Here is a 24,630-nt window from a genome sequence, read left to right as displayed (position 1 = left end):
CGTACGTCACTTGAACCTCGCAGATACCTGTAAGGCACGTAGCTCAATCCCGCACGTACCTCACGTAACAGACAGCCAACGAGTCATCAAGATAACCGCCGCCCCGTGCGCCATGCCGAAGTTGGCGTGGCCGCCGGGCGTCGGCAGCATCGGGTCAGGATTGTGCGATACCCACCAGCCTGGCAGTTCGTCCCGGGAGTCTCGGCGGGGCCGTGTGAGCTGTGTCAGATAAGTGAGCACCTCGGCGAGGACGTCGCTGCCGGGCCGGCGCTCCAACAGCAGAGTCCCAACGCCGACCAGGCCGTGGAAGAGGTCGTATTCGGAGAATGCAGCGTGTTGACCGGCGTTGATCCTTTGTAGGGCAGAGGTCACGCGCCGGTGCGCCAGGCGCGTCACGTGGCGGTCCAGGACAGCGAGTGGTTCGGCATACCGTTGCTGGCCGTCGGCGTTGGTCATGCCGAGCAGGAACGCCAAGGCAGGAGCCCCGTAGTACAAGCCCGCGTGATCGCCTCCATCAATGGGCCCCCTGGCCACTTGTTGGATCCTGCGGTGCGTTTCCCCCCAGCAGTTGCGGCCGGTCAGTGAGCGTTCGACGTGGAGGATCGCGATACCGGCTGTTCCGGTGGCTAGGGATTGATGCTGCGCCTGGTCGCTGGCGAGCGTGATCGGTGGTGAGGTCACTGGATGCTGTCCAGGGCTTGGCCGGTGGCCAGGTTGCGGAGCGCGACCGCGCGGGCTAGCCGGCCTGTGGCCGCCTCGTGGGCGGGGTCGAGACCGAGTGCCCGGACGTGGTGCTCATGCAGCAGCGTCTTCAGCGGCTCTACGAGATCACGCTGACCTTTGAGGATGCTGTAGTAAACCGCTGCAGCGCGCGACCGGGCCTGCCAGGCGGAGGTGACCGCGTCGCCGCCGGGCAGTGCACGCACAGCAGCGAAGCCACTCACGGCGTCACCGAGACGTAGTGCTTGATCGCGCGACCCGGGGTCGAGAGGACCGACGCCCTGTTTCAGGCAGTTGGTCAGTGTGCGATAGCCGGACAGAGGGTCGGGAGCGAACGCCGCGGCAAGGTGAGCCATGGACGCTGCCGCAACGGCCTGCCCAGTTATCCCGGTGGAGTCGGCCAGCTTGATCTGGGCGATGGCGGCCGTGGTGTCGGCGGCGAACACGGTCTCGGCGGCATCCATGGCATGACCGTGCCCGTAGCTGCCAGGGTGCTCGGTGGCCGGGGTGAGCGTCAGCTGCCCTACTACACCGCGTCTCTGGAGGTCGGTGGTAAAGGCTGCCAGTCGGGCAGCCACCGTCCCGTACTGGGAGGAATTGATGAGCCGGAACAGCAGCACCAGGTACTGGTCGGCTTCGAGACGGATCAGGTCGCGGTGCCGGCGGATCCACCATCGCCGGACGGATCCGCCGAGTTGTTCCGCCAGGGCGGGCAGGTGGCGCGTGAGGATGGCGTCGAAGCGTGCTGGGTTGCCCACCAGGTGCGCACGCAGGAGTTCCGCGTCGCCCGGCTGATGGACGAGGCCCGGCGCCGCCGTCACCGGCAGGGGCTGACATGGGGAGACGGCGACCATCGGGATCACCAGCTCCGCCGGGCGACCTATCCAGCCCAGAGCATCCGGCGGTGTGTCATCACGAAGTTCGATGTGCTCGGCGCGCTCCAGTCGAGTGCACAGCAGATGACGGTCTAGCGGCTTGTTCAGGTCGAGGGGCAGGCGCAGTTCCCCTTGGCATGCCACGACGCGGGCCGGCACTCTCCAACGGGCACGCCACCGCCTCATTTTCGCCTCCCACTCGTCGCCGGGGCCGGTCACATGGCCGCTAGTGAGGAGCCAGCGCGCCCCGGACAACACCGTGCGCCGGTAGCGGATGCGCGGCACGTACGGCAACGTACGGGCGGCCCCGAGATCCAACGGGCCGAATACGGCGCTGCGAGCGTCGGCGATCTCGGCCAGGAACCGTGCCAACGGCGGGGTCTGCACGCTGGTGTCCAGAGCATGGGGGATGTGCGCGACCACACGCCGTCCCGTGGAGCGCTGCACCAGATGCATCTGGTCAGAGTCGGCGGTGACCGCGAGATCCGCCAGCTTGATCACGCGTTGGCCGGAAGCTGCGGTGCCGGTGTGCTCGGAGAGTGGAAGCACGACCGTCCCGGAGTGCGGGGCGAGACGTACGACGTTGTCGTTGTGAGGGCGCCGGGGAGGGAAGGACAACAGGGCGACGATGGCATCGTCGTCGGTGTAGCTGTCGGCGAGATGCGCGCGGTCGGACTCGTCCAGCAGGTGAGCGAACCTGCCGATCATGCTGGTGTGGGCGCGGGGCGCCGCCACCACTCGCAGTTCGAAATCACCGTGGTCGATCGCCTCCACCGAGACCGCATGCAAGACAACTCCGAGTTCGACACGCCGTGGGGCGACCGCGTCGACATGGTCGCCCACCATCAGTGACTCGAGGTCGGCATCCGTCAGCGCGATCTCCTCCGCCCCGGAGATGACCGCCTCCTGAATCAGTGACAGCAGGACGGCGTCGCGTTCGGTCAGCATCCGCCATGCGGGCCTGGCGCGGGGAGCGCCCAGATATCCGTGCGGGTAGCCGAGCCCGGAGTCGGCGAGCACCTCGCGAACCGGGACCAGCGCGCCGAGTCCGTAGCGGGCACGGAATCGGGAGTGGTAGTCCATCCACGCCGCTGTGCCGAACGGCTGGGAGGAGACTTTGAGTAGGACGTCGGCCGCGCGCTCGGCCTCGTCCAGAACGTGGGAGGGAAGGGTGATGTGGGCGTCGAGTCGCAGGTCCGCTGCCAGAGCGTGGTCGGTTCCGGGCTGCAAGGCACGCATCCTGGCGGTGACCGCGGCGCGAAGCGAGGCCGTCTCCGACTTGTCGGTTGTGGTGTTGTGCTGCGCGATCTCTGTGCTGATCGCCGCGAGCTGATCCTGAAGTGCGTTGATCTCGTCGAGCTCCCGATCGTCAGCTCCCTGATCGCCTGCGGCACCGAGAGGGCGGAGGGGGCGGGGTACTCGGACGAGATGGTCCAGTGGGTCCATCGCCGTCGATGGAGGACGCAGGCTGGTGATGAGGAATCCGCCGCCGACCAGGCCATGAAGCATCCGGTGGATCTGGTCGGTGTCAACGGCCGAGAACCGGCGGGAAACGCGCTCGACCAAAGTGTTCAGCTCGATCGACATGGCAGCCTGTTCGAGGGCGTACTTGATGGGCGTGGTCAGACGCACTGATGCCTCTCGCAGCGCTCCCGGCGACCGCGCCCCGATCTCGGCGCGTCTGGGGACGATGAAGCGGCCGTCGCGGACGATGCCGGCGTTGTCCGTCATCACCGTCAGCCGGGGCAGCAGGGCCCGGTCCTGCTCAAGTCGCTCGACCAAACCGACGACCCATTCGGCGTCGGCACGGATGACCGGCTGGTGAGCAGTGCCAACCTTCGCTGCCGCTGGACCAACGTCTGCCGTGGTGACCCCGGCGAACAGCCCGAACGGAGTAGCACGCCCCTCCCACCGCAGCATGTAGGACGCCAGTGACATCACAGTCCGCCGAAGCCGGCGGTCGGAGACGCGGTCGGCCAGGACACGGTCGACTTGCGTGGTCAGGGCGGGGCTGGCCAGTTCCACGGCCTCGCGGACATCGGTGCGCGTCCAGACCCGTTCCAACCACGCCCGCCCTTCCCGAGGAAACGCCGCAGGATCGGCTGGGTCCGATGTGGGTGACGGGATAAGGCCCTCTGGGCATGTTGTCGCGCGCACCAGCACCAGCCCGGTGTGCCGGAAATGCCGGGGAGCGGCCATGACACATCCCTTTCTGCGCCCGTTCGTCCTGCCGGGCGGTACCGCGTGATGGGCGCCGCCCGGCAGGATGGTCAGCTGTCTCAGGCCGGGTCGTTGGAGTTGGTGCTGCAGGCGCTGGTGCTGCACGTGCTGCCGCAGCCGTCGCTGGTGGAGCACATCATGGTCACCAGCGGCGTGGTGGTCTCCACCACTCGCATGTCCAGCACGAACTCGTCCTCGCTGACCGCGCCGAGGGTGTCGAGCAGTTCGGCGCCGTCCAGGGTCAGCTGTGGGGCCATCGGATCCTCCTGATGTACGGGGGACGGACAAGGGGGTGATGCTTCCCAGCTCACGGAGGCGGTCCTCAGTTCGCCTGCGGCCAGGAGATCGAGATGGCGCCGTGGTGCTTGGTGAGCACAGCCGAGCGGCCGGGGGGAGGAGCGGGGTGGCTACCGGTCGGCCAGAACCCGAACGTGGGCTCGCAGGAGCGGCCGTGGCGGTCCCACGCCCGAACCTGCTCGGTCAGCGCAGTGGCCGCGGCTTGACTGCGAGCCCCGTAGGCGGTAGCGCCGAACTCGACGCCACCGCCATCCAGCGCGGGCCGCGCCGCCAAGTAGGCGAAGGAGCCGTCTCGCACTGCCCCGAATGGGAACCACGACTTGCCGAGCTGTGACGCCAGTTCGGTGCCCGGGTCGGCCCCGACGCGGCAGAAACCGGGTAGAAAGGCCGCAAGCCATAGGTGCAGGTCGGCGAACGAGACACCGTTGGCGATGGTGACGCCGGACCACGCCGCGAGCGGCTCGGAAGCCAGGACGCCGTCGAGCCCAGAGATCGGCTCTGGAGCTTCGGAGTCGAATTGCAGCTTGATGTGCTTGCCGTGCCGGTCTGGCAGCAGGAACGTCCGCTCGGTGTGGGCGCCCTCGCCTCTCATCGGGACGAACCCGGCCAACTCGACATCGATGCTCGCCAGGTGGTCGCCATGGCGCCGGAAGGCGATGGTCCTCGTGATGCCGTTCATCCGCAGCGGCATGACTAGGACGCCTTCTGCGGTGAGCTGATCCAGCCAAGCCGGAAAAATGTCCCAAGCGCCGACCGTCACCAGGATCCGGTCGAACTGCTCAAAGCCGGGGACGGGGCGATCGGCATCGTGCTGCACGACTGTGACCTGCTCGCCGTACCCGGCCTTGCCGAGCAGGTCACGGGCCCGCTCGCTGATCTCAGGGTCGATATCGACGCTGACGACATGCCCACCCCGCCCGACGACTTCGGCCAGCAACGCGGCGTTATAACCGCCAGACCCGATCTCCAGCACCGTCATACCGGGTGCGAGTGCGGCCATTTCAATCATGCGAACCTGGATGTACGTCGCGCTGACCGAGGAGATGTGCGCACCGTGCTCGTCGGTCTTGGTGATCACTGGGCTGTCGACGCTGTAGACGATGTCCAGGGGAGTGCCGGCGAGGACGAACATTTCCCGTGGGACCGTGCGGAACGCTTTGTCCACGGCCGGTGAGACGATCTGGCCCCGATCGACCAGTGTGTCGGCCAGTTCGTGGCGCAGCCGTCTCGCTGGGCTGGAGTCGTCGGTCATGTCCCCTGCCTGGATCACGTGGTTCCCCGATTGGTCGATATCGCTGGCATGTCCAGTTCCCGCGTCGGAGCTCGCCCAGAGGGACGGACTCGATGCCGCTGGGAAGCCTGACATGACCTGGCGATGCCTACCGGGAAGTACGCCCGACACCGGTGAACGGGTCGGCTGACGTGATCGGCCGCGAGAAGGCAACAAGCCGTCTCACGAGGCCGAGGTCGATGCCGATGGGTGAACGGTCATGGCGGGCTCCCCTCAGGCAGGGGGAGGCTGTATCAACGACCCTGACGCTCCGGAGCCGTACTCGGGAAGAGATTTGGCGCTGTTTGGCCCCTGACTGGAGAGTGAGGAGACCAAGCCCCATCCTCCGTCAGTCGGGGCTCGGTAGTTCGTACTGTTCGTGCGGGATCGCACGTTCCCACACCCGTTCGAACGCGGCCAGGCAGCGCGCCACCACGTCAGGATCGTTGCTGCTCTTCTCCTCGGGGATTTCGATCCCGTCCCCGGAACAGAAGTTGAACATCACCAGCTTGTGGTCGAAGAGCCAGAAGTCCGCGCCTGGCAGCATCAGGTCCCATGCCCGTTCACGCGGCAGCCAGCGCACGTCCTCTCCCGCCGCGACGTTCTGCGAGGTGAGCATGTGCTCCCAGCGGATGTAGTCCGACGGCGGCTCGGAGACCACGCGGGCGCGGCGGATCGTCACGCCCCGCCCGACCGCGTCTTGGACGAGTTTCCGCCAGTTCGCCATCTCGTACCAGCCTGAGCCACCCGACACGAAGTCCTGGTAGGCCGGGTGGGAGGGGTCGTAGGTGTCGCGCATCTCCAGATGCAGCGCTGTGTGCTTGGCGACTTGGAGGACCTCGGTGCTGTCCGCCGGGCCATGGCCGAGACGTCCGGGCTCGTAGATGCCGGCGGCGGCCTCGGCGATGATCGACGCCATGCGGGCTGGCAACCGGACCACGGCCTCGTCGGAGTGCAGGTTCCCGTGCCGGGCGATCTCAGCGATCAGCAGCGGGTCGGTGATGAGCAGACCCTGGAAGTAGAAGTCGCCGGTGTTGGGATCGACGTACACCGCTGGGCACCTGCCCTCCGGTGAGTCAGGGTCTTCACCGACCAGATCGAACGCCACCGCGGTCCTCCGTTCAGCTTCGAGCAGCCAAGTCGAGAAAGGTTTACAGCCCTTGCCGACCCTGACCCCGCCGCAGCTCAAGCGTCAAGCTGATCCTGGGCACTGGTGATGATTTGTCTAGCTTTCTCCCCATGGACGGCCAGACCGAAAAGCCTCTCCCAGGCCGCCACATAATCAGCGATCTCAGCCGGCTCGGACACCGACAGGAACCCCGAGACCAGCTCCACCGTGACCAACTCGCTATCGCTGATGACGAAGGTGTGCTCGGGCCATATCCGATGTCCGGCATGGGAGCGCTCAGCGTTCAACGGAATGATTCCTAGCGACACCGACGGCAGTCGCGCCGCAGTCAGCAGATACGACAACTGCTCGGCTTGCACCTGGGCGGGGACGACACGGTGATGGAGGACCTGCTCCTCCAGCAGGAACACGAACCGCGCGTCCGGACGCCGCAACACCCGTTGCCGCCCCATACGCTCATCCACCGCCGCAGCGACGTCGTCAACCTCGACGTGCTGCTCGATACGCACCGACTCAAGCGCCGCGGCGGTGTAGGCCATCGTTTGCAGCAGCCCTGGAACGACGTGCGTGCAGTAGGTGCGCATGAGCCTGACCCGCTCATACCGATCCCGGACAGACTCTTGGGCGCCCTTGAGGCCCCCGCGGTTGAGTTGCCGGTAGGTCAGCCACATCCGCTCGACGCTGGCCTGCTCGGCCAGCAACTCACGCATGCGCTGCTCGGCAGCCCCGCATATCCGGCACCACAGCCGGACATGCTCGGCCGACGCCGGACGGACGGCCCGCTCGATCTTCGAGATGTTCGTCGAGTCCCGCCATCCGGCCCGGCGCGCGAACTCCACACCGGAAATCCCGGCAGCCGTACGGAGCTCGCGGAGCTGATCGGCCAGTCGCTGCCGGGCGGCCTGCGCGCTGGACGAAGACGACGAGGGCATCGACCCTATCCAAGCGCAGCCACACGACCCACCTGCAACTCAACGGGCGAGCTGGAAACCGTCCGCCGATCGGTAGGCGCCACCTGTGGCAGAGAGGCCGTGGGGCGGAATCGAAGGTGACGCTGACACTCCGGTGGCCGGCGTCGAGGCTGCCTGCCTATGAGGCGCCCTCGCCGGGTCACTACAAACCAGGCTTGGCCTGCGCGGGCCTCGCGGTGGTGGGCTTGGGCGAGGGGCAGGCCGCCGTCGTGCAAGGCAACCGCTGACGGGACGCGGGGACTGTGCTGACCCGCTTGCAGATCCGCTGCGCAGCACGGGCATACTAGAACGTATGTTCGATCTGCTGACGGTCTGACGTGCGGATTCCGCCCGTAGTCACCTACCGGGCCATCGGTGGTCCTGCCTATCTGCTCGTCTGGGAGCAGCACCCTGACCGCACGTGGTGGGCTCGCCTCCTCTGGCTTGAGGTCCGTCGGGAGGGCCACATGGGGCGCCATGCGCGCGTGGCGGCCGGTGAGATCGCTCCCATCGCAGGGCAGGACTACAGCAAGGTCCCGCGCGAGCGGCTGGAATCACGGCACCATCCACCGAGCGATCCCACCGATCCCCGCGACCCGGTCAACCGGGCCATCAGCCGCAATCGCGGACAGGAACGTTATCGGCGAGCGGTTGAGCGGGGACGTCGTCAGCGGCCGGAGCCCGACTTCTGACAGGGGTGTTCGGTTTTGAGCGCTCCAACGTGGACGTCGTGGCCAGGGCAAATGCCGTTACAAATGCTCGTCTGCACGGTCCTGGAACGAATCGGGAGCTCTTGGGGAACACTCAAAGATGTGGACATCGAGTACCTCGACGGTGACGGCGCGCGGACCCAGTTCAGCGAGATCGAGGTGGTGTACGCCGAAGCGTTCCCGGGCTATGACCTCGGCAACTATCGGACCCGCATGGGCAACCTGCTTGCTCGATCCGGTTTTGAGGTGGTAACCGCGCGCCTTGACGGTGTGCTGGCCGGGTTCGCCTACGGGGCGCCGCTGCCTACCGGGTCGCCCTGGTGGGACGGGCTGGAACCCTCACCGCCCAAGGGGTTCACCGCCGAGACCGGGGAACGGACGTTCGCCGTGATCGATCTGGCGGTGCGACCCTCACATCGCAGCAGTGGCCTCGGACGCCGCCTGCTGGACGGCCTGCTCGCAGCGCGGCAGGAAGAGCGGGCCACTCTCGCTACAGCCCCGCACGAGCACGACGTTCAGGCGATGTATCGGCGGTGGGGTTGGCGGCATGTTGGCCGCACGCCTGGCGGCGAGGGCGAGACCGAGCCGTGGTTCGATCTCTACGTGATTGCCCCATCCGGCGCGCTGGAGGACAACAGTTCCCGATAGCCGGCGACGACCGGGAGATCACGGTCCCGAGCCGGGACGGCCTCGGAGACCTGGCGGGCCAAGCTCGTCACCATCACCGTCCGGTGCTCGGTGGGCTGAGTCTCGTAAACGATGTGGGCGTGTTGCACGCCCTCGGTGGTGTCCCCGGCGCGCACATGCCCAGCCGCGCGCAGCAAATCGAGTTGGACGCGCACACGCGGATCATCGCCTGGAAGGACCTGCGCGGCGCGGGCCACGGCGGTGTCGACTCTGTCGCGCTCGCCGGCGTGCGCATGGACCCACGCCTCGGTGTAGCGCAGGCGGTCCTCGGCCCACCCGGCGACCGACCGCACCTCACCGGTCACCGACGCCGGGAGGCAGCCGAAGATCTCCTCGCACATCCTCAGTTCCGCCGCGGCCTCCTCGCGGGCGCCCTCCAGGGCGAGCAACTGCGCGCGGACCGTGCGCACATGGAGCAGTCCTCGGCACGCCGTGCCCGAGGCGACCGCCTGATCCGCCTTGCGCAGTAGAAGCACCGAGGGCCGGTTCTCGTATAGACCGTGCACGATCTGCTCGCCGCGGATCCACAGGCTCAGATCCGCGTCGCGCGAGGCGTCCGCGGCGTGCTGCGCGGTGACCCACCAGTCACGGGCCATACGTGACTGCCCCATGTTGCACAACGTCTTGGCCATGAGCGCGGCCAGCCCGCCGGTGACCCTGTACCACGAGGGCAGTGACCGGTCGCCGGTGCGCTGGCCGGTGATCCGCTGGACCGTGACCAGGTCGGCGGCCAGGTCGCGCAGCAGCCTCTGAGGGGGCAGGAGCAGGTAGGTGTAGCCGTACTCGGCAACCGTCTCCTCCCACTCGTCCAGATGAGACGACTCGTCCCGGCCAATGACACGGTCAACGCCGTCGCGGATGCACTGGACGGCCTCGACTGCGGGGGAGGAGGCGGCACCGAGGGTGGCCAGTGCCTGCAGCAGCCGCCGTCGTTGCATCTCGTCGTCCTCACCCCGGTCGTCGGCGTGCACCCCAGGAATCACGCTACCGGCCTGAACTGGGGCTTCTGGTGTTGTCCGGGCGAGGTCAATGAGCAGCCCGCCCGCATCGAGGATGGCGTCGAGCCGGGCGGCTAACTGCTCGGACGGGCTCTTGTGCCCGTGGCAAAGCTTGGAAACGTGCCCGGCGTCGCATGGAACCTGCCTTGCCGTAGCGCGGACGCCGATCCCGCGGTCGGTCATCAGGCGGCGGAGCGCCTCACCGAAGGTCTCGTTGAAGGTCATCGTTCCCACCGTTTCATCCCGGTGCGACTACCACGAGCCGTTGGCCGCTCGGCCCGGTCAACGGACAACGTCTTCCACGCTAGTGCCGAAAAGCGGTCTTGTGGTGGGCGGAAGGTGACTCGGGACAAAGACGGCCTCGGCTGCCGGCGGGCAAACGCCGGTCGCTGTGGGGCTGACCGGAACGGAGTTCGGCTATGAGCAAGGTACCGACGCGAGACCGCCGTCGGCCTCTGGCCTTACTCCAAGGTAGCTGGCACCTGGGGTGCGGGATTACACCCGGCCAGGCGTTCACCCATCCCCTCGGACGTGCATGCGGACGGGTTAACGCCTCGTATGCGTGTATGTCCGCGCCCTCCGTATCCAGACAACTCCCCGTCAAGGAATCCAACATGCCCACAGCCGAGCCATCGCTCGCGGCCTCAGTCGCGTCCGACAAGGCGGACCTGAAGGCACGCCACCCCGACTGGAGCATCATCCGATCCGACCAGGGCCGTTGGTGGGCGCAGCGCTTCCCGGTGCCTCGGGAACTGTTCAACAAGCCGAACTTGCTCGACGCCGACAGCCCGGAGGCGCTGGACGCCAAGCTGATGGAACTGGCCGCGTCGTGACCGGCATTAGCAGTCACCCGGCCTTGGCGTTCAGTCGGCCGAGCACTGCCCGCATGTACAACTACTACCTGGGCGGGAGCGCGTGGTTCGAAGTGGACCGCGCTGCCGCCGAGGCTGTGCTCCGGTCCGCACCCGACGCCGGAGTTGTGGCGCGGGAGAACTTCCTGTTCGCCGGGCGCGCCGCCGCATGGGCGGCCAGGACCCATGGCATCGGTCAAGTCCTCGACATCGGCGCCGGGATCCTCAGCGGCGTACCCCTGCCGAGCGTGGAGGACCACGTTCACCAGGTGTGCCCTGGCGCTGTCGTGGTCAGCTGCGACAACGACCCCGTCGTCCTCGCCCATGCCCGCGGGCTTCGCCCTGGATACAAGCGGATCCTGGACGGAGACGTCAGGGACCTCGACACCATCTTCGGCAACCCGGACCTGAAGAAGAGTCTGGACGTTGCTGACCGCATGGTCGTGGTCTTGGCGGCCGTGCTGCATTTCGTCTCCGACGATCAGGTCAAGGGCGTGGTCGACAACCTGCGGCAGCGGCTGGCACCAGGCAGTGTCCTGGTGGTGTCGCACGCGACATCCTCCGCGACGGACCAGCGGCGGGTCTCCGGTATGGAGTTGGCGTACGTTGACGCCACCAGCCGCATCTACTTCCGCACAGAGGAAGAAATCGCGGGCCTCCTCGTCGACTGGGACGTGGTCGATCCGCCGGCGCTGTGTGACGTCGCCCGGTGGGGGATCCCTATCCCACGCGACGGGCAACCTGGTCGACACGTCCGGGTCGTCGGCATGGCTGCCGTCCTTCTCGACCCCCAGCATGGCCAGATTCGCGCGCCGGGTGGTGGCCGGTGAACGGCGACATGGCCTTCGACTGTCGCGCCGCCGAAGGCGAACGCAACGGGGGATACGACAGCAACCGTGCGGCGATCTCGCGCCTGTGGGCCTTCTGGGGCCGCGGGAAAGACTACAACCCGGCCGATCGCGCCCTCGGGGAAACCATCGCCGCGCGCTTTCCGCAGATCGAGTCGGTGGCCCGGCATCGGCTGGTGTTCCGCAGCCGGGTCGTGCGTGCCCTGGCCAGCGAAGGCGTCGACCAGGTGCTGGTCGCCGGTGTCGACATGCCCACACACGACGAGGTCCACACCATCGCCCAGTCGGTGAACCCGGGCGCCCGTGTCGTGTACGCCGACGCCGACGAGTTGGTGATGCTCCACGCTGGCGCCTACTTCAATAGCAACCGAGCGGGTACCTGTGCGTTCGTGCGGGCGGGACTGGACAATCCCCGCGCGGTGGTGTCGGGTGCCGCCGATGCCTTGGACCTGGATCGGCCGGTGGCCGTGCTGCTGATCAACAGCTTGGACGTCCTCAGTGACCCCCAGGCGGTTGCAGCTGTGTTTGCCTTCCGGAAAGCTCTGGTGGCCGGTAGCCGCATCGCCTTCTGCCACCTGACCGCCGAGTATGACCGCGGCTTGGGCTCGCTCGGGAGCATGTGCGCGGGCATCAGCCCTGGCCCGCTGTGCGTCCGCAACCCCGCAGCGCTTGAGACCTTCTGCACCGGGATGGAGTTGCTTACGCCGGGGCTGGTGCCGGCGCCGGTGTGGCGCCCGGACCCCGGCCCGTGGCAGGTTCCGACCTCGGTCGATCTGTGGTGCGCCGTCGGGGTGTTGCCATGACGGCTCGTCCCCTTCAGGCGCCGGTTAGGCGAGGCAGCGACGAACCGTCTGGACAGGCCCGTGCCCGCGCACACGAGTTGGTTGAGCGCCTCGCCTCCCGAGGGCTGCACGCGTCGGTGGCGCCGAACGCCGCTGGCCCGGCGGATGCGATGGCGGTGACGGCCCAGCGAGTGGACGTCCATCCTCACGTCGGCCGGATGGTATTCCTGCTGCCCGCCCGAGGGCTGGACGGCCTGTACTGGCATTGGCGACGGCGCTTCTCCAAGCACCCGCGGGCTGGGGCTTGCTGGTTCCAGCCATTCTGCCGGGCCGACGACATCGTCAGCGCCGTCGAGGCCATCGCCGCGGCGATCGACGCTGATGTACGTGCCCGCGCCCGCCTGAAGCACGCTGCGGACGCCAGACCGGACGCAACGGAAGAACCCGACCGGGAGGTACTGGTCTACGTCGGACACCGCGTGCATTCGCTGGTGAGCCGGATGCTGGCTCGGCTCAAGGCGATCGAGAAGGAGTACGAGGACCCCGATCTCCTCGACGAATTGTACGCGCTCGACCACATGGCGACCCAGCTGCGCCGTGCCGCCGAGCGGATGGCGGTGCTCGGCGGCGTTACCGCGCGGCGTGCCAAGTCGCCGATGCTGATGTCCACGGTCCTGCGCCAGGCGATCGCCGAGGTCGAGCAGTTCAGGCGGGTCGGGCTGGTCCTTCCCGAGCGTGATGTGCCGGTCGTGGGGCACGCGGGTCCGTCGGTCATTCATGTGCTGGCCGAACTGGTGGAGAACGCGACACGGTTCTCCCGCCGTGACACCACCGTGCTCATGGCGCCGGTTGAGACTCCGGACGGGCTGGGCGTCGAGATCCGCGACCAGGGCCTGCCGCTGTCGGCCGAGAAGCTGGCGGACCTGCGGCGGATCCTGTCCGGGCCGCGCGAGACCAGCTCCCGCGAGCAGGTCAGGCAGGGCCAGATCGGCGTGCTGGTGGTCGCGCGGCTCGCCGATCGTCTCGGCCTGCGGGTCGAGTTGCATCCGGAGGAGGCCGGGACGCGAGCCCTGGTCGTCCTTCCGCCGGCGCTGCTGGTGGACACGGCTCCGGCCCCGAATCAGGCCGCAAGCCCTGCCGAGAGCACCGCCCGGCACACGGGGGAGCTGTCCCGCCGCCCAGCTCGCGTGGCCACTTGGCCTGCCATGACTTTGGCTGATCCCGTCATCGTCCCGGCGGCGGCAGCGGCTGGGAGTTCCCTGGACGCGGCCGCAGCGCCTGTGGCCTCTGCTGCGTCCTTGCCATGTCCGCTAACGGCGGCCGAATCCTCGGGGACGTCCGAACCGCACCAGGACGGCAAACCTCCGCTGCCTCGGCGGAGCCAAGCGGGGCCGTCCGCCCAAGCCCCCCGGCCCGCAGCCGAGGCGCCGGCCCAGCCACCGAGCCTCGGGCTGATGGCGGCCTTCACTGCCGGGATGCGGAAGGGACGGGTCGCCGCCCAACAGGACGACATCACCGAGCCGGAGACCGGCTGAACCCCCTCTCGCAGTACGGAGTGACGAGCATGACGACGCGCATGACCTCTATATCGGCCACGTCGACACCGGCCGATGAGGGACTGAGTTGGCTTTTGGACGAGTTCGTGGGCAGGGTGATCGGCGTCACCGCCGCCCTGCTGGTCTCACGCGACGGCCTGAAGATGGCGACCGCCCGCCTGGCCGATGACCAGGCTGACAAGGCCGCGGCGTGGTTTGCCAGCTTGCACTCCCTGGCGCGGTCGGCCGGCGCCATCAGCGGCATCAAGGCCAGCGGGTTCCGGCAGGCCGTCATCGAGGACGACGGTGTTCTGGTGTTCGTGGTGAGCGCCGACTACGAACGGCACGGCGGCAGGGGACTGGTCGGCAGCGTGCTGGGGGTGCTGGCCCGCCCGGACGCCGACCCCGGCGTCATCGGCCACGAGATGGGCCTGCTGGTGGGCAGTGTGGCCGATCACTTGGCCACCCGTACCCGAGGCGACGCCCACTCCGGCCCACGTTCCGATACCCGCAGCAGGGAGGCCCGGTGACATGGCGGGCACTCCAGCCCCTTCATTTCCGCCGCGCCCGCAAGGGCCCCGCCGAGCTATAACAGGCCGTGAGCCCTGGGATACCTACGACACCGAGGACGTCCGTCCCTACGCGATCACCGGCGGCCGGACCCGCCCCAAGCATGCGATGCGCCTTGTCACGCTGATGGAGGTGGCGGACACGGCCCGCGCCGTGGGGATGGCCCCCGAGGCCGTCCGGGCCGTCGAGATGTGCCGCCTCCAGCCGTGCTCGGTCGCTGAGATCGCCGCTCTGATCGACCACCCGATCCACGTCACCAAGATCATCCTGTCCGATCTGGTCGACCGTGGGGCGCTGGTCATGGCCCTGCCCGGCCCCGGCGCGCCCGACCAGCTGCAACTGCTCGAGGCGCTGCGGTCCGGCCTGGAAACGAGGCTCTCCGATGTCGCCTGACTCTGAGCCGTCCAGCCCGGCCGCCCGCAGGATCCCGGCGAAGATCTTCGTCAGTGGCGGGTTCGGGGTCGGAAAGACCACGCTGATCGGCGCAGCCAGCGAGATCGAGCCGCTGACCACCGAAGAATGCCTGACCGAGATCAGTGACGGGATCGATTCCCTGACCGGGGTCGAGCGCAAGTCCACCACCACCGTCGCCCTGGACTTCGGCCGCCTCACCTTCACCGAGCAGCAGATGGTGCTCTACCTGTTCGGTACGCCCGGACAGGACCGGTTCTGGTTCACATGGGACGACCTGGTCATCGGCGCGGTCGGCGCCGTGGTGCTGGTCGATACTCGGCGCCTGGCCGATGCCTTTACCGCGGTCGGCTACTTCGAGCAGACCCAGTTGCCGTTCATCGTCGCGATGAACGAGTTCGACGATGCCCCCTACCGCTACTCGCCCACCCAGGTCCGTGAGGCCCTCGAAGTTCCCGGTCACGTGCCGATCGTGCGCTGTGATGCGCGCGACCAGCGTTCCGCCATCACCGTTCTGCTCACGCTGGTCGGTCACGCCCTCACCCAACACCCCACGCCCCATCCGCCCATCGGAGCACCTGCATGAGATACGACGCCGACGCTGGCCTGGAGGTCCCCACCTGGCACGACCAGGCCGAGGAGAGAGTGAAGCTATTGGCCGAACTCGGCCTGGGAGAACCGGACATCGAGTTCGACCGGTTCGCCGCTCAGATCTCCGGCACCTTCGCCGCCGAACTCGGCGACCACGCCCAGAACCTGTACGCGATGGTGAACCTGTTCCTGCGCGAGGAGCAGACCTTCGTCGGGCTGCACAACCCGCCGGGCATGCGCCCGGTGGATCGCACCATGCGACCCGACCACGGGTTCTGCCCCGAAATGCTCGATCGCACTAAAGCGCTCGTTCTGGCTGACGTGTGCGCAAAGCCGCAGTTCGCGTCCAATCCGGTCGTCGACCGGCTCGGGGTGCGGACCTACGCGGGGGCGCCACTCATCCACGAGCCGACCGGAACCGTGCTGGGCAGCGTGTGCGTGGTGGGGACCCGGGCGCTCCCCAATGAGACTCGCCAGACCTCGCTGGATCTGATCAAAAGGCACCGCGACGAGTTGGTGGACCTGCTGGCCGCCGGCACCGGCCGCGGCCGACACAGTTCCGGCTCTCGGAGCGGCTGACACCTGGCCGCGGCAATGACGTCTGCCGGGTCCGACCGCTCGGCAACGGCCCCAAGTGGAAAGGGATGGTGTCCGTGTTCGAGACTGACGACCACCGTGACCTGCGCAAGACTGTCCACGACTTCGCCGAAGGCGAAGTCGTGCCCCGGGTTGCCAAGATGGAATCCTCCGCCGCCATCGACCTCGTCCTGCCCACCCGCATCGCCCGCCAGGGGTGGGTCGGGGTGACCATCCCTCGCGAGTACGGCGGCATGGGCGCCGGTCACCTCGCCAAGACCATCGTGATCGAGGAACTGGCCCGGGTGTCGGGGGCGATGGGCGCCATGGTCCAGGCGTCCCAGCTCGGCGCAGCCAAGATCATCCACTTCGGTACCGAGGAACAGAAACAGCGGTGGCTGCCACCGATCGCTGCCGGCGAGTGCCTACCGACGATCGCGGTGACCGAAGAGGGATCGGGCGGGAACGTGCTGGACATGCAAGCCGACGCCCGCCGCGACGGCGACGACTGGATACTGAACGGTCGGAAACTCTACGTTGGCAACTCCCACATCGGACATGTCCACGGCGTCATCGTCCGCACCGGCGGCGACGACACCCGCAGGTCCCAAAGCCTCTCGGCATTCCTGGTGGAGCACGACCGGCCCGGCCTGACGCTCGTCCCCTACCAGCCATGCCTGGGGCTGCACGGGTTCAGCTTCGGCGACCTGGTCTTGCAGGACGTCCGAGTTCCGGCCCACAACATGATCGGCGACGAGGGTGCGGGACTCGACGTCGCCTACAGTTCGTCCCGCCTGTACGGGTGCCCGAACCTGACAGCCGTCGCGCTGGGCATCCACCAGGCGCTGCTGGAGGAGACCGTCCGGTTCGCCAAGGACCGCCACCGCCGAGATGCCCCTCTCACCGCGCTGCGCACCATCGAGCAGCGCATCGGACAGATCAACGAACGGACGATGACCGCCCGCACACTGGCCTACCAGGCCGCGCACATGCTCGACCTCGGGCAACCCTGCGACGACGAGCTGATCAGCGCCAAGTACCGCGGTGTGGAGTCGCTGATGGAATCGGCCTTGGCCGCGATGAAGATCCACGCTGCGGCGGGACTCCGGCGCGACCGCCCTATCGAACGCCTGGTGCGGGACGCCTTCCACATCGACGCACCCGCCGGGACCGGAGACATCCAACTGCAGCGCCTCGCCGAGTCCGCCCTCGGCACCGGTAAAGGCCAGTGGTCGCGTCGCCTGACCCACGTGACCGCCCACCACCCGACGTCGGCTCCACCCGAAGCCGCACAGGAGTCTGCCGCCTGACCTGCGGTGCGGCCCCTGGAAATCACGAGCCCCCGATCCCGGGGCCGCACCGCCTCCCCTTCCCTTCGTCGAAAATCCAGTGCTCATGACTTCACCTGACCTACTCACACCCGCCGAGGTCGCCGCCCTGTTCCGGGTGGACCCCAAGACCGTTACCCGCTGGGCACAGCAAGGCAAGCTCTCCGCGATCCGCACGGTGGGAGGCCACCGCCGCTACCGTGCCTGCGAAATCCACGAGCTGCTGAACGTGGAACGAGCCTCCCGCCGGTACGCCGGGCTGGAGGCGCTGGTCGACAACCACTACGACGGCGATCCCACCCGCGTGCTACTGGACATCGCCGACCGGTACGGCCTCGCCGTCACCATCCTGAATCGGGCCTGGTTCACCCAGTTCATGCGACGCGACCTCACCGACCTCGAATGGAAACGCATTGCCGCAGAACTCGGAAACTTCAGCGGCACACTCCACCAAGAGTGCGCCGGGCAGCTGCTCGACTACGCCTCCACCGTGCTGAGCACCGCGGGCATTCCCCTCCCGGACACGGCCGCCTCCGAACTACCGTCACCACCCACCCAAGTCCGAGGGGGCCAGGACGCCGACGCCAGCGTCAACGCGCTCAGCGCCACGTCCGGCAGCACAGCGCAACGGGGACAGACTTCGCCGCGCGCCGATGTTCCAGCACTCACATTGGACGACGTTGACCGGCTGGTGCCGCATTCGGCACGGATCTGGGACTACATCCTGGGCGGCATCGATTACTACGAGGCCGACCGACAGGCCGCCGACACCTTCCAAGAGGTTTATCCCGACCTCGCACACCTGGTCGTGAGCCAGCGCAGTTTCAAGCGCCAGGCGATCGGATACCTCACCAGTCGGCAGGTGCGGCAGTTCATCGACATCGGCCCAGGCCTTCCGTCCCCGAAAGATCTCACCGACACCCACATTGTCGCGGGATCGGCAGCCCCCGACGTTCGTACCGTCTACGTCGACAACGACCCGCTGGTGACCATCCGCATCCAGGAACGGCTGAACCGTGACCCGGCCAGCGGCGCCGGCCTCGTCCACGCCGACGTCGCCGACACCGAAACCATCCTGGCCGGCGCCGCTCACCACCTCGACCTCCGCCAGCCGGTCGCGATCCTGCTCATCGGGGTCATGGGCCACATCGACAACACCGACGACGCCCACGCGATCGTGCGCCGCCTGATGGACGCGCTGGCACCGGGCAGCTACCTGGCGCTGTCCGATGCAACCAGCACCAGAACCGCGCTCATCTTCGCGCAAGAGACTTACAACGGCACTGGTGCTGCCCCCTACCGGCTCCGCACCCCCACCCGGATTGCCGAATTCTTCACCGGCCTCACCCCGGTCGAGCCCGGCCTGGTACCGCCGACGCTCTGGCAGCCCAGCCGGCCCCCGGCGGGAGGCGTCAACACCGACGCACGCTGCGCCGTGGCCAGGACGTGATGCCCCCAGCCCCTTGTCCGACACGACAGCACTCCGGACACCCGGCCGAACGCCCCAAAATCAGCCATCCTCGCCTAAGGAACCTGCGCGATGACGCACCTTCGGCTCAGCTACGTCAACGTCGAGCACGGCGGCCGGACCGACGCCGGCTACTCCTCCTACTCCGGTGACGGCGGCGCCTACGACTACAGCAAGGTCGCTGGGATGTTCCACGACGGCGACTGGCCCGACATAGCCGTGGTCGGTGAGGGCGACCGGTACGAGTTGAACGGCATGGAAGGCGCCTACGAGGCCGCCGCAGCGCTACGAGACGCGGGCGGCCCCGCCTACGTCCCGCACCCCTGCTCGCTGCCCCGCGAGTGGGGCATGTTCGCACCCGTCATCTACGTCAACCCGCACAAGGTCGTGGTCCGCCGGTTCTACTCCCACCGGCTCCCCGACTTCGCCGCCCGCAACCGCAACCTGATGCTGTTCACCCTCCCCGGCCGCGCCGACCCCATCCGGGTCGCCGCCACGCACGGCGACATCTACTCCGGCGACACCCGCCTCGCCGACAACCGGCGGTTCGACCGGCTCGCCGACCCGGCCATCCCCTGCGCGCTCCTGGGTGACTGGAACACCGTCCCCTCCGGCCCCCACTTCGAGCCCGCCGACATGAACAAACCCGGCCTCCACAACCCACGCGCGATCAACTACCGCGTCCAGTTCCACGGCGGCCCCAGGCAGGCCGGACCCCACATCTACGACACCCGCGCCCTGGACGCCCTGATCGGATGGTGGAACCCCGACACCCGGCAACGGGAAGGCGGCGTCGGCTTCCACCACGCCGCCGAAATCGCCCAGGACTTCACCCCGACCCAGATCGAGAGGCCCAACGGCCGCCAATGCCTGGCTATCGACGGCATCCTCCTCAACGACCCTCTCCGGGACGCCTACGTGTCCGGCTCATACCGCGTCCACGACTTCCGCGACCCCGACCACCCCGACTCCGACCACAAACGCATCTCGATCACGGTCGACGTCTGAACCATCGTAGGTCGCACCACTTCCCCTCCCGAATGCTCCACGCTCCCGCCGACATGCGCGCAGGCCGGGACGTCGGACCACCACGAGTAGAAGGGGTACCTACCTGACGCGCGTACGAGGGGGCGAAAACCAGCGGAGGCGCCGCGCCCGCGCCGCGTGCTACGAAAAGTAAGAGTTTAAGGAGAAAAGGGACGCTCAAAAGCATTTGGGGCTTTAAGTCTCATACCAAGAATGAGCGACTCTCCGTTAAGGTCGGAGAATGCGAATAGGCGCGCCACAACATTGGCGTGATCAGGCGGCGCCGCTAATGTCCGGAAAATGCCACGTCATCGAACTGGCCGGATAAGCCAGGAGTGGCTCGGGCAATGATCCTGGGCGCACGGGGATGGGGCGGCTCGCGCGCGTCCGGTGGCTGCCGCGGGTGGCAGCCACCGGCGCGCCCGCTGGCGGATGCGGTCGGCGTCAAGCCGTCGTCGATGACCGCGCCTGTGGACCTCGCGCCCCGCGGCCGCCGCCTCAAGCCGACCTCGATCACGGCCTCGCGCAGCGACTGACCGCCACGAAAGCGATATGCACACGTTCTGATGTGTGATCCATGAGCGCGGGATGGCCTGGCTGACGCACGCACTGCGGAGTTCTACAGGCGTGGCGGTGTCTTAGGTGGCGACGTAAACGGCGTAGACGGGCTGGTTGGTGACTCTGTCGTCGATTCACAATTGTCTAGTAATTCGTGGATGGGTTTTGGGAATTCAGTTGCAGCCAGTGCGGCTTCGTGTTGGTTGGCGATTGTTGTCCGGTGTGCGATTAGGTGGGCTTCTTGGGTGGCGGGATTTGGTTCCGGGGCGAGAACTCGGATGGCTTGGCCGATGGTGGTGATGGTTTGGTGGCCTTTGGTCTGGGCTTTTTCGTAGCGGGTTGAGAGTTCCCAGGCTGTTGCTGGTACGCGGGGGATGTGGGTGGGGTATTTCTTTTGGCGGTCGAGGGCGTGGAGGGTGGCTGCGTCGTTGATGGCGGCGTGGTGGTGGGCGGCGAGTGTGTTGCAGGCTTCGACGGCCTTGAGGGTGACGGTGGCGAGTTGGGCCGCGTGGGTGGGGGTGGGGGCGAGTTGGTGGGGTGGTTTGAGGTGGGGTGAGGCGCGGGGGCTGGGTGTCCAGGCGGGGTCGGTGTGGATGAGGCGGCCGAGGCGGATGATGAGGTCGCCGGCGTCGGTTGCGGGGCCGTTGGCGGGGTGGCCGTGGTGGCCGATGTGGGTGTCCCAGTGTCGGACGATGCTCTTCCAGGCGGTGCGGAGGTGGCGGAGGTCGAATTCCGCCCGTTTGATCGCGGGTAGGTGGTCGGGCCGGTTGAGTTCGTTGATGCGGTAGATGAGTTGGCGGATGGTCTTGTGGTTGAGGTCGCAGATGATGGCGGCTGCGCGGGCGAGGTAGCGCCAGGTGGTGACGGAGGTGGCGGTGGTGGGGTTGCTGAGTCGGTGGATGCTGGCGTTGATGCCGGCGAGGACTTGATCGCTTGTTTCGCCGATTTCGGGTGGGATGCGGTCGGGTGTGTGGTGAAGGGGGATGGCGGTGATGGGTGGTAGGGGCTGGTTCTCGCTGTAGATGCGGGCGAGGACGGCGGCTTTGAGCAGGAGCGGGCCGGCTTGGTCGGTTGGGGTGGCGGTGCCGTAGGCGAGGTGGCCGAGGGTCGCGGTGTGGGTGCTGAGCTGGTGCAGCAGGGCACGGGCGGTATCGGGGGCGGCGATCACCGCGGCGTTGACGGATGTCGCTTGGTCGGGGTTGGTGGGGAAGTGGGTGGCGAGCAGGTCCAAGCCGCAGCCCAGGGCGATGGAGGCGGCGCGGAGTTTTGCCGCCAGGGGTGATTGCGGGGTTTGGGTGGTGGCGGGTGGGCCGAGGTGGTGTTCGGCTTGTTTGATGAGGGTGCCGGCGCGGTGGGCGGCGTCCCGGACCCCGGCGTCGACGGTGTCGGTGTCGGGGTGGGGGGTGCCGAAGCTGGCGGCGATCTGGTCGTGGTAGCGGGCTAGGACGTGGGTGAGGCGGGCCAGTTCGGGTGGGGCGGTGTGGTGGCGCAGGTCGTGGTGCAGGGGCGGGGTGTAGAGGCGGTGGTGCAGGTCGGTGAGGTGCTGGTCGGCGAGTGCGGTCATCTCTCCGAAGGTGGCCATGGGCGGCTACCGGAGGGTGTCGCGTAGGCGGCCGGCGTGGAGGGCGGCTTGGAGGCAGGCCATCTTGTCGTCGGGGTCGCCGGTCAGTTCGGCGGCCCGGACCAGGTTCTGGGAGACGGTGGTGGCGAGGTGGAACAGGGCGTCGGCGGTGGCGTCCAGTTCGGTGTGGTCGGTGGCGGGTGTGGCGTGCAGGGAGGGGGCTTGGCGGAGGGCTTGGTGGGCTTGGACGGCTTCGCCTTCAGCCATGCCCCAGGCGATGAATCCGTCGGGTTGCTGGGCGGCGTAGGCGGTGATGACGCGTTCGGCGTGGGCCAGGTCGTTGAGGGCGGTGGTGAGGATCTCGGTGAACCAGGTGTGTCGGACGTCCTGGTGGTGGTGTTCGTTGGTCATTGGGGTGTCCTCCGGTGGGACGGGTGGGCTGTCGCGGGCGGTGCCGGCCGGTTCAGCCTGGCGCCGGCCGTGGTGTGGCGGCGGTGGGGCGTGTTTCTGTGGACAACGGCAGGCTGCTCGGTGGCTGGGTTCGGGTGGTCGGGTCCGGGCGGTCAGGACTGGGCGGTCAGGACTGGGCTGCGGGAGAGCGCGGCGGCTCCTCACGGCCGTGGGGGTGCGGGCCTGCCGTGGGCGGGCTCGGGTTGATGTCGGTGTAGGAGTCCGTGGCGGCGGCTGTGGTGTCGGTGGATTGGTGTCTGCTCGGGGTGGGGTGCGGGGCGAGTACGTCGTGCAGTCGGGTTTGGGTGATGCCGCTCCAGGTGCTCAGCGCGGCTAGGAGCCGCCGCCGGTCGTGTTCGAGGGCGTGCCGGGCTGGTTCTGGGGCGTTCGCGAGCCGGGTGGTGATGGTGGTGTAGAGGTCTTCGGCCTGGTCGGCGTGGTGGACGGTGCCCAGGGCCGTCTGGGTGGGCGGGAAGGCAGGCGCGGGTGCCAGGTGGGTGGCGGGTTCGGCGTAGATGAACGGGATGCCGGGGACCGCGATCAGGAAGGTCGTGTCAGGGTCGGGGCCGGTGGTCTGCCAGCCGATGACGGTGCCGCACCGGTCGTCGTGGCGGGTGAGACGGACCTGGTCGCCGACCTTGTACGGGGCGTCCTCGGCGACTTCTGCGGCGTTGAGGGCGCGGCCGGTGCTGAGGGCGGAGGTGAAGTTGATGCCGTGCTGGTGGGCGTAGTGCTCCAGGTCGCAGACCAGCGCCGCGAGCAGCGCTTGGGTGTAGAAGGCGTCACGCTGCAGGAGCGAGGGCTTGCCGGGGAAGGCGTCGTTCTCGTAGGCGGTCAGGGCGTGGGTGGCGCGGTCGAGGCGTCTGCCGGCAAGGGGCATGGCGGTCACCTCAGGGCCGCGGCGACGTTGCCGGCGTGGTGGACGGCGCGCAGGCACGCCACCCGGTCGGCGGGCTTGGTGGTCTTGGAGGCGACGTTGAGGAGCGCTTCGGCCACGGCCATCACCAGTGCGGCGATGGCCTCGGTGAACTCGGGGATCTCGGTGTCGGGCATGGAGCGATCGGGCCAGGCCAGCGAGGGGGCCTCGGCGAGCGCCCACCAGGCGTCGGATACGTCCGCGAGTGCGGTCCGGTAGGCGTCCTCGGGTACGGCTTGGGCCAGGACGGTGGCGGCGCGCTCGATCAGATCCAGCCCCATGAAAGCGGCGGCCAGGAGCGCGGGCAGGGAGTCGGCGGTCTTGATCTGCCGGGTGGCGTAGTCGAAGAAGTGCTTCAGCGGAACCTCCATGGTGTCGATGCCCGCGGCCTTGAGGGCGCCGTGGCACAAGCAGTCGTGGTGCGGCGAGTGTTGTGCTGGAGTCTGTGCAGGTGAAGCTGGCTATGGGCGGTGTCGGTGGTGTGGTGCGGGAGAGGTGGCGGGACGCTGCCGGGCGGCGGGTTGGTGACCGGTGAGCTCTTGGGCCAGCGGGATGGGGAAGTCGCGCGCGGCGAGCTGGGCCGGGCTGAGCGCTGTCCCGGCGGATGCAGGTGGGGTGGTGAGGCGCGGTTCCACTTTGGCCAGCAGCAGGTCGGTGACCTCGCGTTCGTCGATGACGTTCCAGGCCGTGAGGGCATCCAGTAGGGCGTGGTGGTCGTTGAGGTCCTCTTGTGCCGGCTGGACACCGTTCAGGTCGGCGCGGCCGATCCGGGCCATGGTCTCCACGAGGGTCTCTTCGGCCCGAAGCGGGTTGCCGATGACGCCCTGGCTGGTGGGTGTGGACGGGAAGGGCGGGGCCGGCTTGAGGTCGGCGGCGATGATGGTGCGGCTGCCTGTCTGGCCGAGGAAGTGCACGTCGTACTCGGTGGGGCCGTCGTGGGGGACCAGGAGTCCGGTGACGGTGCCGCGGGTCGGTGCGCTGAGCAGGATCGCCTCGTCGGCGGCGGGTCCGTCGAGTTGGACGGTGGTGCCGATGGCGAGGACGTCGGGGCTGTTGTGTTCGCTGAGGTAGTAGCCGTTGGCTTGGGCGAGGATGTCGTTGAACTCCAGGCCGCGGTGGTCGGCGTAGTGCATCAGGTCGATCAGCAGATCGCCGAGGAGTTCGCGGGCGTGGACGGTGTTGCCGCGATGGTCGAGGTGTTCGGTCTCCTCGAACAGCGCTTGGAAGGCGTCCAGGGCTGCGGCTCCGAACTCGGCGAATTCGGCGGTGCCGGCTTCGGTCATGCAACCTCCATGCGTGTCGG

The 24,630-nt window shown here is 68.1% G+C and carries 24 protein-coding genes; 12 read left to right on the top strand and 12 right to left on the bottom strand.

Annotated features, from left to right (window positions below; translation table 11 throughout):
• Window positions 1-60: 60 nt before the first annotated feature.
• The 6 genes from ABZ806_RS28105 to ABZ806_RS28080 form a co-directional block, all read right to left on the bottom strand.
• Window positions 61-681, bottom strand: coding sequence for a lanthionine synthetase LanC family protein (locus ABZ806_RS28105; RefSeq protein WP_500220405.1), 621 nt, complete (start codon window positions 679-681; stop codon window positions 61-63).
• Window positions 678-3,794 (bottom strand): lantibiotic dehydratase, encoded by a 3,117-nt coding sequence (locus ABZ806_RS28100; RefSeq protein ID WP_500220404.1) that lies wholly within the window; start codon window positions 3,792-3,794, stop codon window positions 678-680. The genes ABZ806_RS28105 and ABZ806_RS28100 overlap by 4 nt, the downstream gene beginning before the upstream one ends.
• Window positions 3,795-3,874: 80 nt before the next feature.
• Entirely contained in the window at window positions 3,875-4,072 is a 198-nt protein-coding gene (locus ABZ806_RS28095) for an FxLD family lanthipeptide (RefSeq protein WP_500220403.1), read from the bottom strand.
• A 65-nt stretch (window positions 4,073-4,137) separates the two neighbouring features.
• Window positions 4,138-5,364, bottom strand: coding sequence for a methyltransferase, FxLD system (fxlM, locus tag ABZ806_RS28090; RefSeq protein WP_500220402.1), 1,227 nt, complete (start codon window positions 5,362-5,364; stop codon window positions 4,138-4,140).
• A 367-nt stretch (window positions 5,365-5,731) separates the two neighbouring features.
• Window positions 5,732-6,433 (bottom strand): DUF6879 family protein, encoded by a 702-nt coding sequence (locus ABZ806_RS28085; RefSeq protein WP_500220401.1) that lies wholly within the window; start codon window positions 6,431-6,433, stop codon window positions 5,732-5,734.
• Between the two features lie 134 nt (window positions 6,434-6,567).
• Window positions 6,568-7,443, bottom strand: coding sequence for a helix-turn-helix domain-containing protein (locus tag ABZ806_RS28080; RefSeq protein WP_500220400.1), 876 nt, complete (start codon window positions 7,441-7,443; stop codon window positions 6,568-6,570).
• An 830-nt stretch (window positions 7,444-8,273) separates the two neighbouring features.
• On the opposite strand from ABZ806_RS28080, the gene ABZ806_RS28075 reads away from it, so the two are divergent.
• Window positions 8,274-8,819 (top strand): GNAT family N-acetyltransferase, encoded by a 546-nt coding sequence (locus ABZ806_RS28075; protein WP_500220399.1) that lies wholly within the window; start codon window positions 8,274-8,276, stop codon window positions 8,817-8,819.
• Here ABZ806_RS28075 and ABZ806_RS28070 read toward each other — a convergent pair.
• Complete coding sequence (locus ABZ806_RS28070) at window positions 8,771-10,081, bottom strand: helix-turn-helix domain-containing protein (RefSeq protein WP_500220398.1); 1,311 nt, start codon at window positions 10,079-10,081, stop codon at window positions 8,771-8,773. The two genes, ABZ806_RS28075 and ABZ806_RS28070, sit on opposite strands and share 49 nt — an antisense overlap.
• 389 nt (window positions 10,082-10,470) lie before the next feature.
• Between ABZ806_RS28070 and ABZ806_RS28065 the strand changes: the two genes are divergently transcribed.
• The 11 genes from ABZ806_RS28065 (at window position 10,471) to ABZ806_RS28015 (ending at window position 19,824) form a co-directional block, all read left to right on the top strand.
• On the top strand, window positions 10,471-10,689 hold the full coding sequence (locus ABZ806_RS28065) for a hypothetical protein (RefSeq protein ID WP_500220397.1): 219 nt from the start codon (window positions 10,471-10,473) through the stop codon (window positions 10,687-10,689).
• Window positions 10,686-11,537, top strand: a complete 852-nt coding sequence (locus ABZ806_RS28060) for an SAM-dependent methyltransferase (protein WP_500220396.1) — start codon at window positions 10,686-10,688, stop codon at window positions 11,535-11,537. Before ABZ806_RS28065 ends, ABZ806_RS28060 begins: the two co-directional genes overlap by 4 nt.
• Entirely contained in the window at window positions 11,534-12,358 is an 825-nt protein-coding gene (locus ABZ806_RS28055) for an SAM-dependent methyltransferase (RefSeq protein WP_500220395.1), read from the top strand. Before ABZ806_RS28060 ends, ABZ806_RS28055 begins: the two co-directional genes overlap by 4 nt.
• Window positions 12,359-12,555: 197 nt before the next feature.
• Window positions 12,556-13,872, top strand: a complete 1,317-nt coding sequence (locus tag ABZ806_RS28050) for an ATP-binding protein (RefSeq protein WP_500220394.1) — start codon at window positions 12,556-12,558, stop codon at window positions 13,870-13,872.
• 29 nt (window positions 13,873-13,901) lie between these two features.
• Window positions 13,902-14,402, top strand: a complete 501-nt coding sequence (locus tag ABZ806_RS28045) for a roadblock/LC7 domain-containing protein (RefSeq protein ID WP_500220393.1) — start codon at window positions 13,902-13,904, stop codon at window positions 14,400-14,402.
• A 148-nt stretch (window positions 14,403-14,550) separates the two neighbouring features.
• Entirely contained in the window at window positions 14,551-14,835 is a 285-nt protein-coding gene (locus ABZ806_RS28040; RefSeq protein ID WP_500220392.1) for a DUF742 domain-containing protein, read from the top strand.
• Entirely contained in the window at window positions 14,825-15,439 is a 615-nt protein-coding gene (locus ABZ806_RS28035) for a GTP-binding protein (RefSeq protein ID WP_500220391.1), read from the top strand. Before ABZ806_RS28040 ends, ABZ806_RS28035 begins: the two co-directional genes overlap by 11 nt.
• Window positions 15,436-16,023, top strand: coding sequence for a GAF domain-containing protein (locus tag ABZ806_RS28030; protein ID WP_500220390.1), 588 nt, complete (start codon window positions 15,436-15,438; stop codon window positions 16,021-16,023). Before ABZ806_RS28035 ends, ABZ806_RS28030 begins: the two co-directional genes overlap by 4 nt.
• A 65-nt stretch (window positions 16,024-16,088) precedes the next feature.
• Window positions 16,089-17,330, top strand: a complete 1,242-nt coding sequence (locus ABZ806_RS28025; protein WP_500220389.1) for an acyl-CoA dehydrogenase family protein — start codon at window positions 16,089-16,091, stop codon at window positions 17,328-17,330.
• A gap of 85 nt (window positions 17,331-17,415) precedes the next feature.
• Window positions 17,416-18,798 (top strand): BldC family transcriptional regulator, encoded by a 1,383-nt coding sequence (locus ABZ806_RS28020; protein WP_500220388.1) that lies wholly within the window; start codon window positions 17,416-17,418, stop codon window positions 18,796-18,798.
• A 90-nt stretch (window positions 18,799-18,888) separates the two neighbouring features.
• The gene (locus ABZ806_RS28015; RefSeq protein WP_500220387.1) at window positions 18,889-19,824 is read left to right on the top strand and encodes an endonuclease/exonuclease/phosphatase family protein; all 936 of its coding nucleotides are present in this window, start codon (window positions 18,889-18,891) and stop codon (window positions 19,822-19,824) included.
• A gap of 637 nt (window positions 19,825-20,461) precedes the next feature.
• Here ABZ806_RS28015 and ABZ806_RS28010 read toward each other — a convergent pair.
• From ABZ806_RS28010 to ABZ806_RS27990, 5 genes are all read right to left on the bottom strand, one after another.
• Window positions 20,462-21,964 (bottom strand): hypothetical protein, encoded by a 1,503-nt coding sequence (locus tag ABZ806_RS28010; RefSeq protein WP_500220386.1) that lies wholly within the window; start codon window positions 21,962-21,964, stop codon window positions 20,462-20,464.
• Between the two features lie 24 nt (window positions 21,965-21,988).
• Window positions 21,989-22,372 carry a hypothetical protein gene (locus tag ABZ806_RS28005; protein WP_500220385.1) on the bottom strand — a complete coding sequence of 128 codons (384 nt, stop codon included), beginning with the start codon at window positions 22,370-22,372 and terminating at the stop codon, window positions 21,989-21,991.
• A gap of 166 nt (window positions 22,373-22,538) precedes the next feature.
• Window positions 22,539-23,291, bottom strand: a complete 753-nt coding sequence (locus ABZ806_RS28000; RefSeq protein ID WP_500220384.1) for a hypothetical protein — start codon at window positions 23,289-23,291, stop codon at window positions 22,539-22,541.
• Window positions 23,292-23,296: 5 nt separating this feature from the next.
• Window positions 23,297-23,698: a hypothetical protein gene (locus tag ABZ806_RS27995; RefSeq protein WP_500220383.1), complete on the bottom strand. Its 402-nt coding sequence runs from the start codon at window positions 23,696-23,698 to the stop codon at window positions 23,297-23,299.
• A 90-nt stretch (window positions 23,699-23,788) separates the two neighbouring features.
• The gene (locus ABZ806_RS27990; protein WP_500220382.1) at window positions 23,789-24,610 is read right to left on the bottom strand and encodes a hypothetical protein; all 822 of its coding nucleotides are present in this window, start codon (window positions 24,608-24,610) and stop codon (window positions 23,789-23,791) included.
• Window positions 24,611-24,630 lie beyond the last annotated feature (20 nt).

Source organism: Spirillospora sp. NPDC047418, assembly GCF_040643275.1.
Lineage (GTDB): Bacteria > Actinomycetota > Actinomycetes > Streptosporangiales > Streptosporangiaceae > Spirillospora.
The sequence above is the reverse complement of the archived record's forward strand: the minus strand, read 5'-3'. Positions and strand labels throughout refer to the sequence as shown.

Coding starts and splice junctions, on each gene's coding strand:
- ABZ806_RS28100 (WP_500220404.1), bottom strand. CDS start 3,794: ATGGCCGCTCCCCGGCATTTCCGGCACACCGGGCTGGTGCTGGTGCGC.
- ABZ806_RS28095 (WP_500220403.1), bottom strand. CDS start 4,072: ATGGCCCCACAGCTGACCCTGGACGGCGCCGAACTGCTCGACACCCTC.
- fxlM (WP_500220402.1), bottom strand. CDS start 5,364: ATGACCGACGACTCCAGCCCAGCGAGACGGCTGCGCCACGAACTGGCC.
- ABZ806_RS28080 (WP_500220400.1), bottom strand. CDS start 7,443: ATGCCCTCGTCGTCTTCGTCCAGCGCGCAGGCCGCCCGGCAGCGACTG.
- ABZ806_RS28070 (WP_500220398.1), bottom strand. CDS start 10,081: ATGACCTTCAACGAGACCTTCGGTGAGGCGCTCCGCCGCCTGATGACC.
- ABZ806_RS28065 (WP_500220397.1), top strand. CDS start 10,471: ATGCCCACAGCCGAGCCATCGCTCGCGGCCTCAGTCGCGTCCGACAAG.
- ABZ806_RS28050 (WP_500220394.1), top strand. CDS start 12,556: ATGGTATTCCTGCTGCCCGCCCGAGGGCTGGACGGCCTGTACTGGCAT.
- ABZ806_RS28045 (WP_500220393.1), top strand. CDS start 13,902: ATGACGACGCGCATGACCTCTATATCGGCCACGTCGACACCGGCCGAT.
- ABZ806_RS28040 (WP_500220392.1), top strand. CDS start 14,551: ATGCGCCTTGTCACGCTGATGGAGGTGGCGGACACGGCCCGCGCCGTG.
- ABZ806_RS28035 (WP_500220391.1), top strand. CDS start 14,825: ATGTCGCCTGACTCTGAGCCGTCCAGCCCGGCCGCCCGCAGGATCCCG.
- ABZ806_RS28030 (WP_500220390.1), top strand. CDS start 15,436: ATGAGATACGACGCCGACGCTGGCCTGGAGGTCCCCACCTGGCACGAC.
- ABZ806_RS28025 (WP_500220389.1), top strand. CDS start 16,089: ATGGTGTCCGTGTTCGAGACTGACGACCACCGTGACCTGCGCAAGACT.
- ABZ806_RS28020 (WP_500220388.1), top strand. CDS start 17,416: ATGACTTCACCTGACCTACTCACACCCGCCGAGGTCGCCGCCCTGTTC.
- ABZ806_RS28015 (WP_500220387.1), top strand. CDS start 18,889: ATGACGCACCTTCGGCTCAGCTACGTCAACGTCGAGCACGGCGGCCGG.
- ABZ806_RS28010 (WP_500220386.1), bottom strand. CDS start 21,964: ATGACCGCACTCGCCGACCAGCACCTCACCGACCTGCACCACCGCCTC.
- ABZ806_RS28005 (WP_500220385.1), bottom strand. CDS start 22,372: ATGACCAACGAACACCACCACCAGGACGTCCGACACACCTGGTTCACC.
- ABZ806_RS28000 (WP_500220384.1), bottom strand. CDS start 23,291: ATGCCCCTTGCCGGCAGACGCCTCGACCGCGCCACCCACGCCCTGACC.
- ABZ806_RS27995 (WP_500220383.1), bottom strand. CDS start 23,698: ATGGAGGTTCCGCTGAAGCACTTCTTCGACTACGCCACCCGGCAGATC.
- ABZ806_RS27990 (WP_500220382.1), bottom strand. CDS start 24,610: ATGACCGAAGCCGGCACCGCCGAATTCGCCGAGTTCGGAGCCGCAGCC.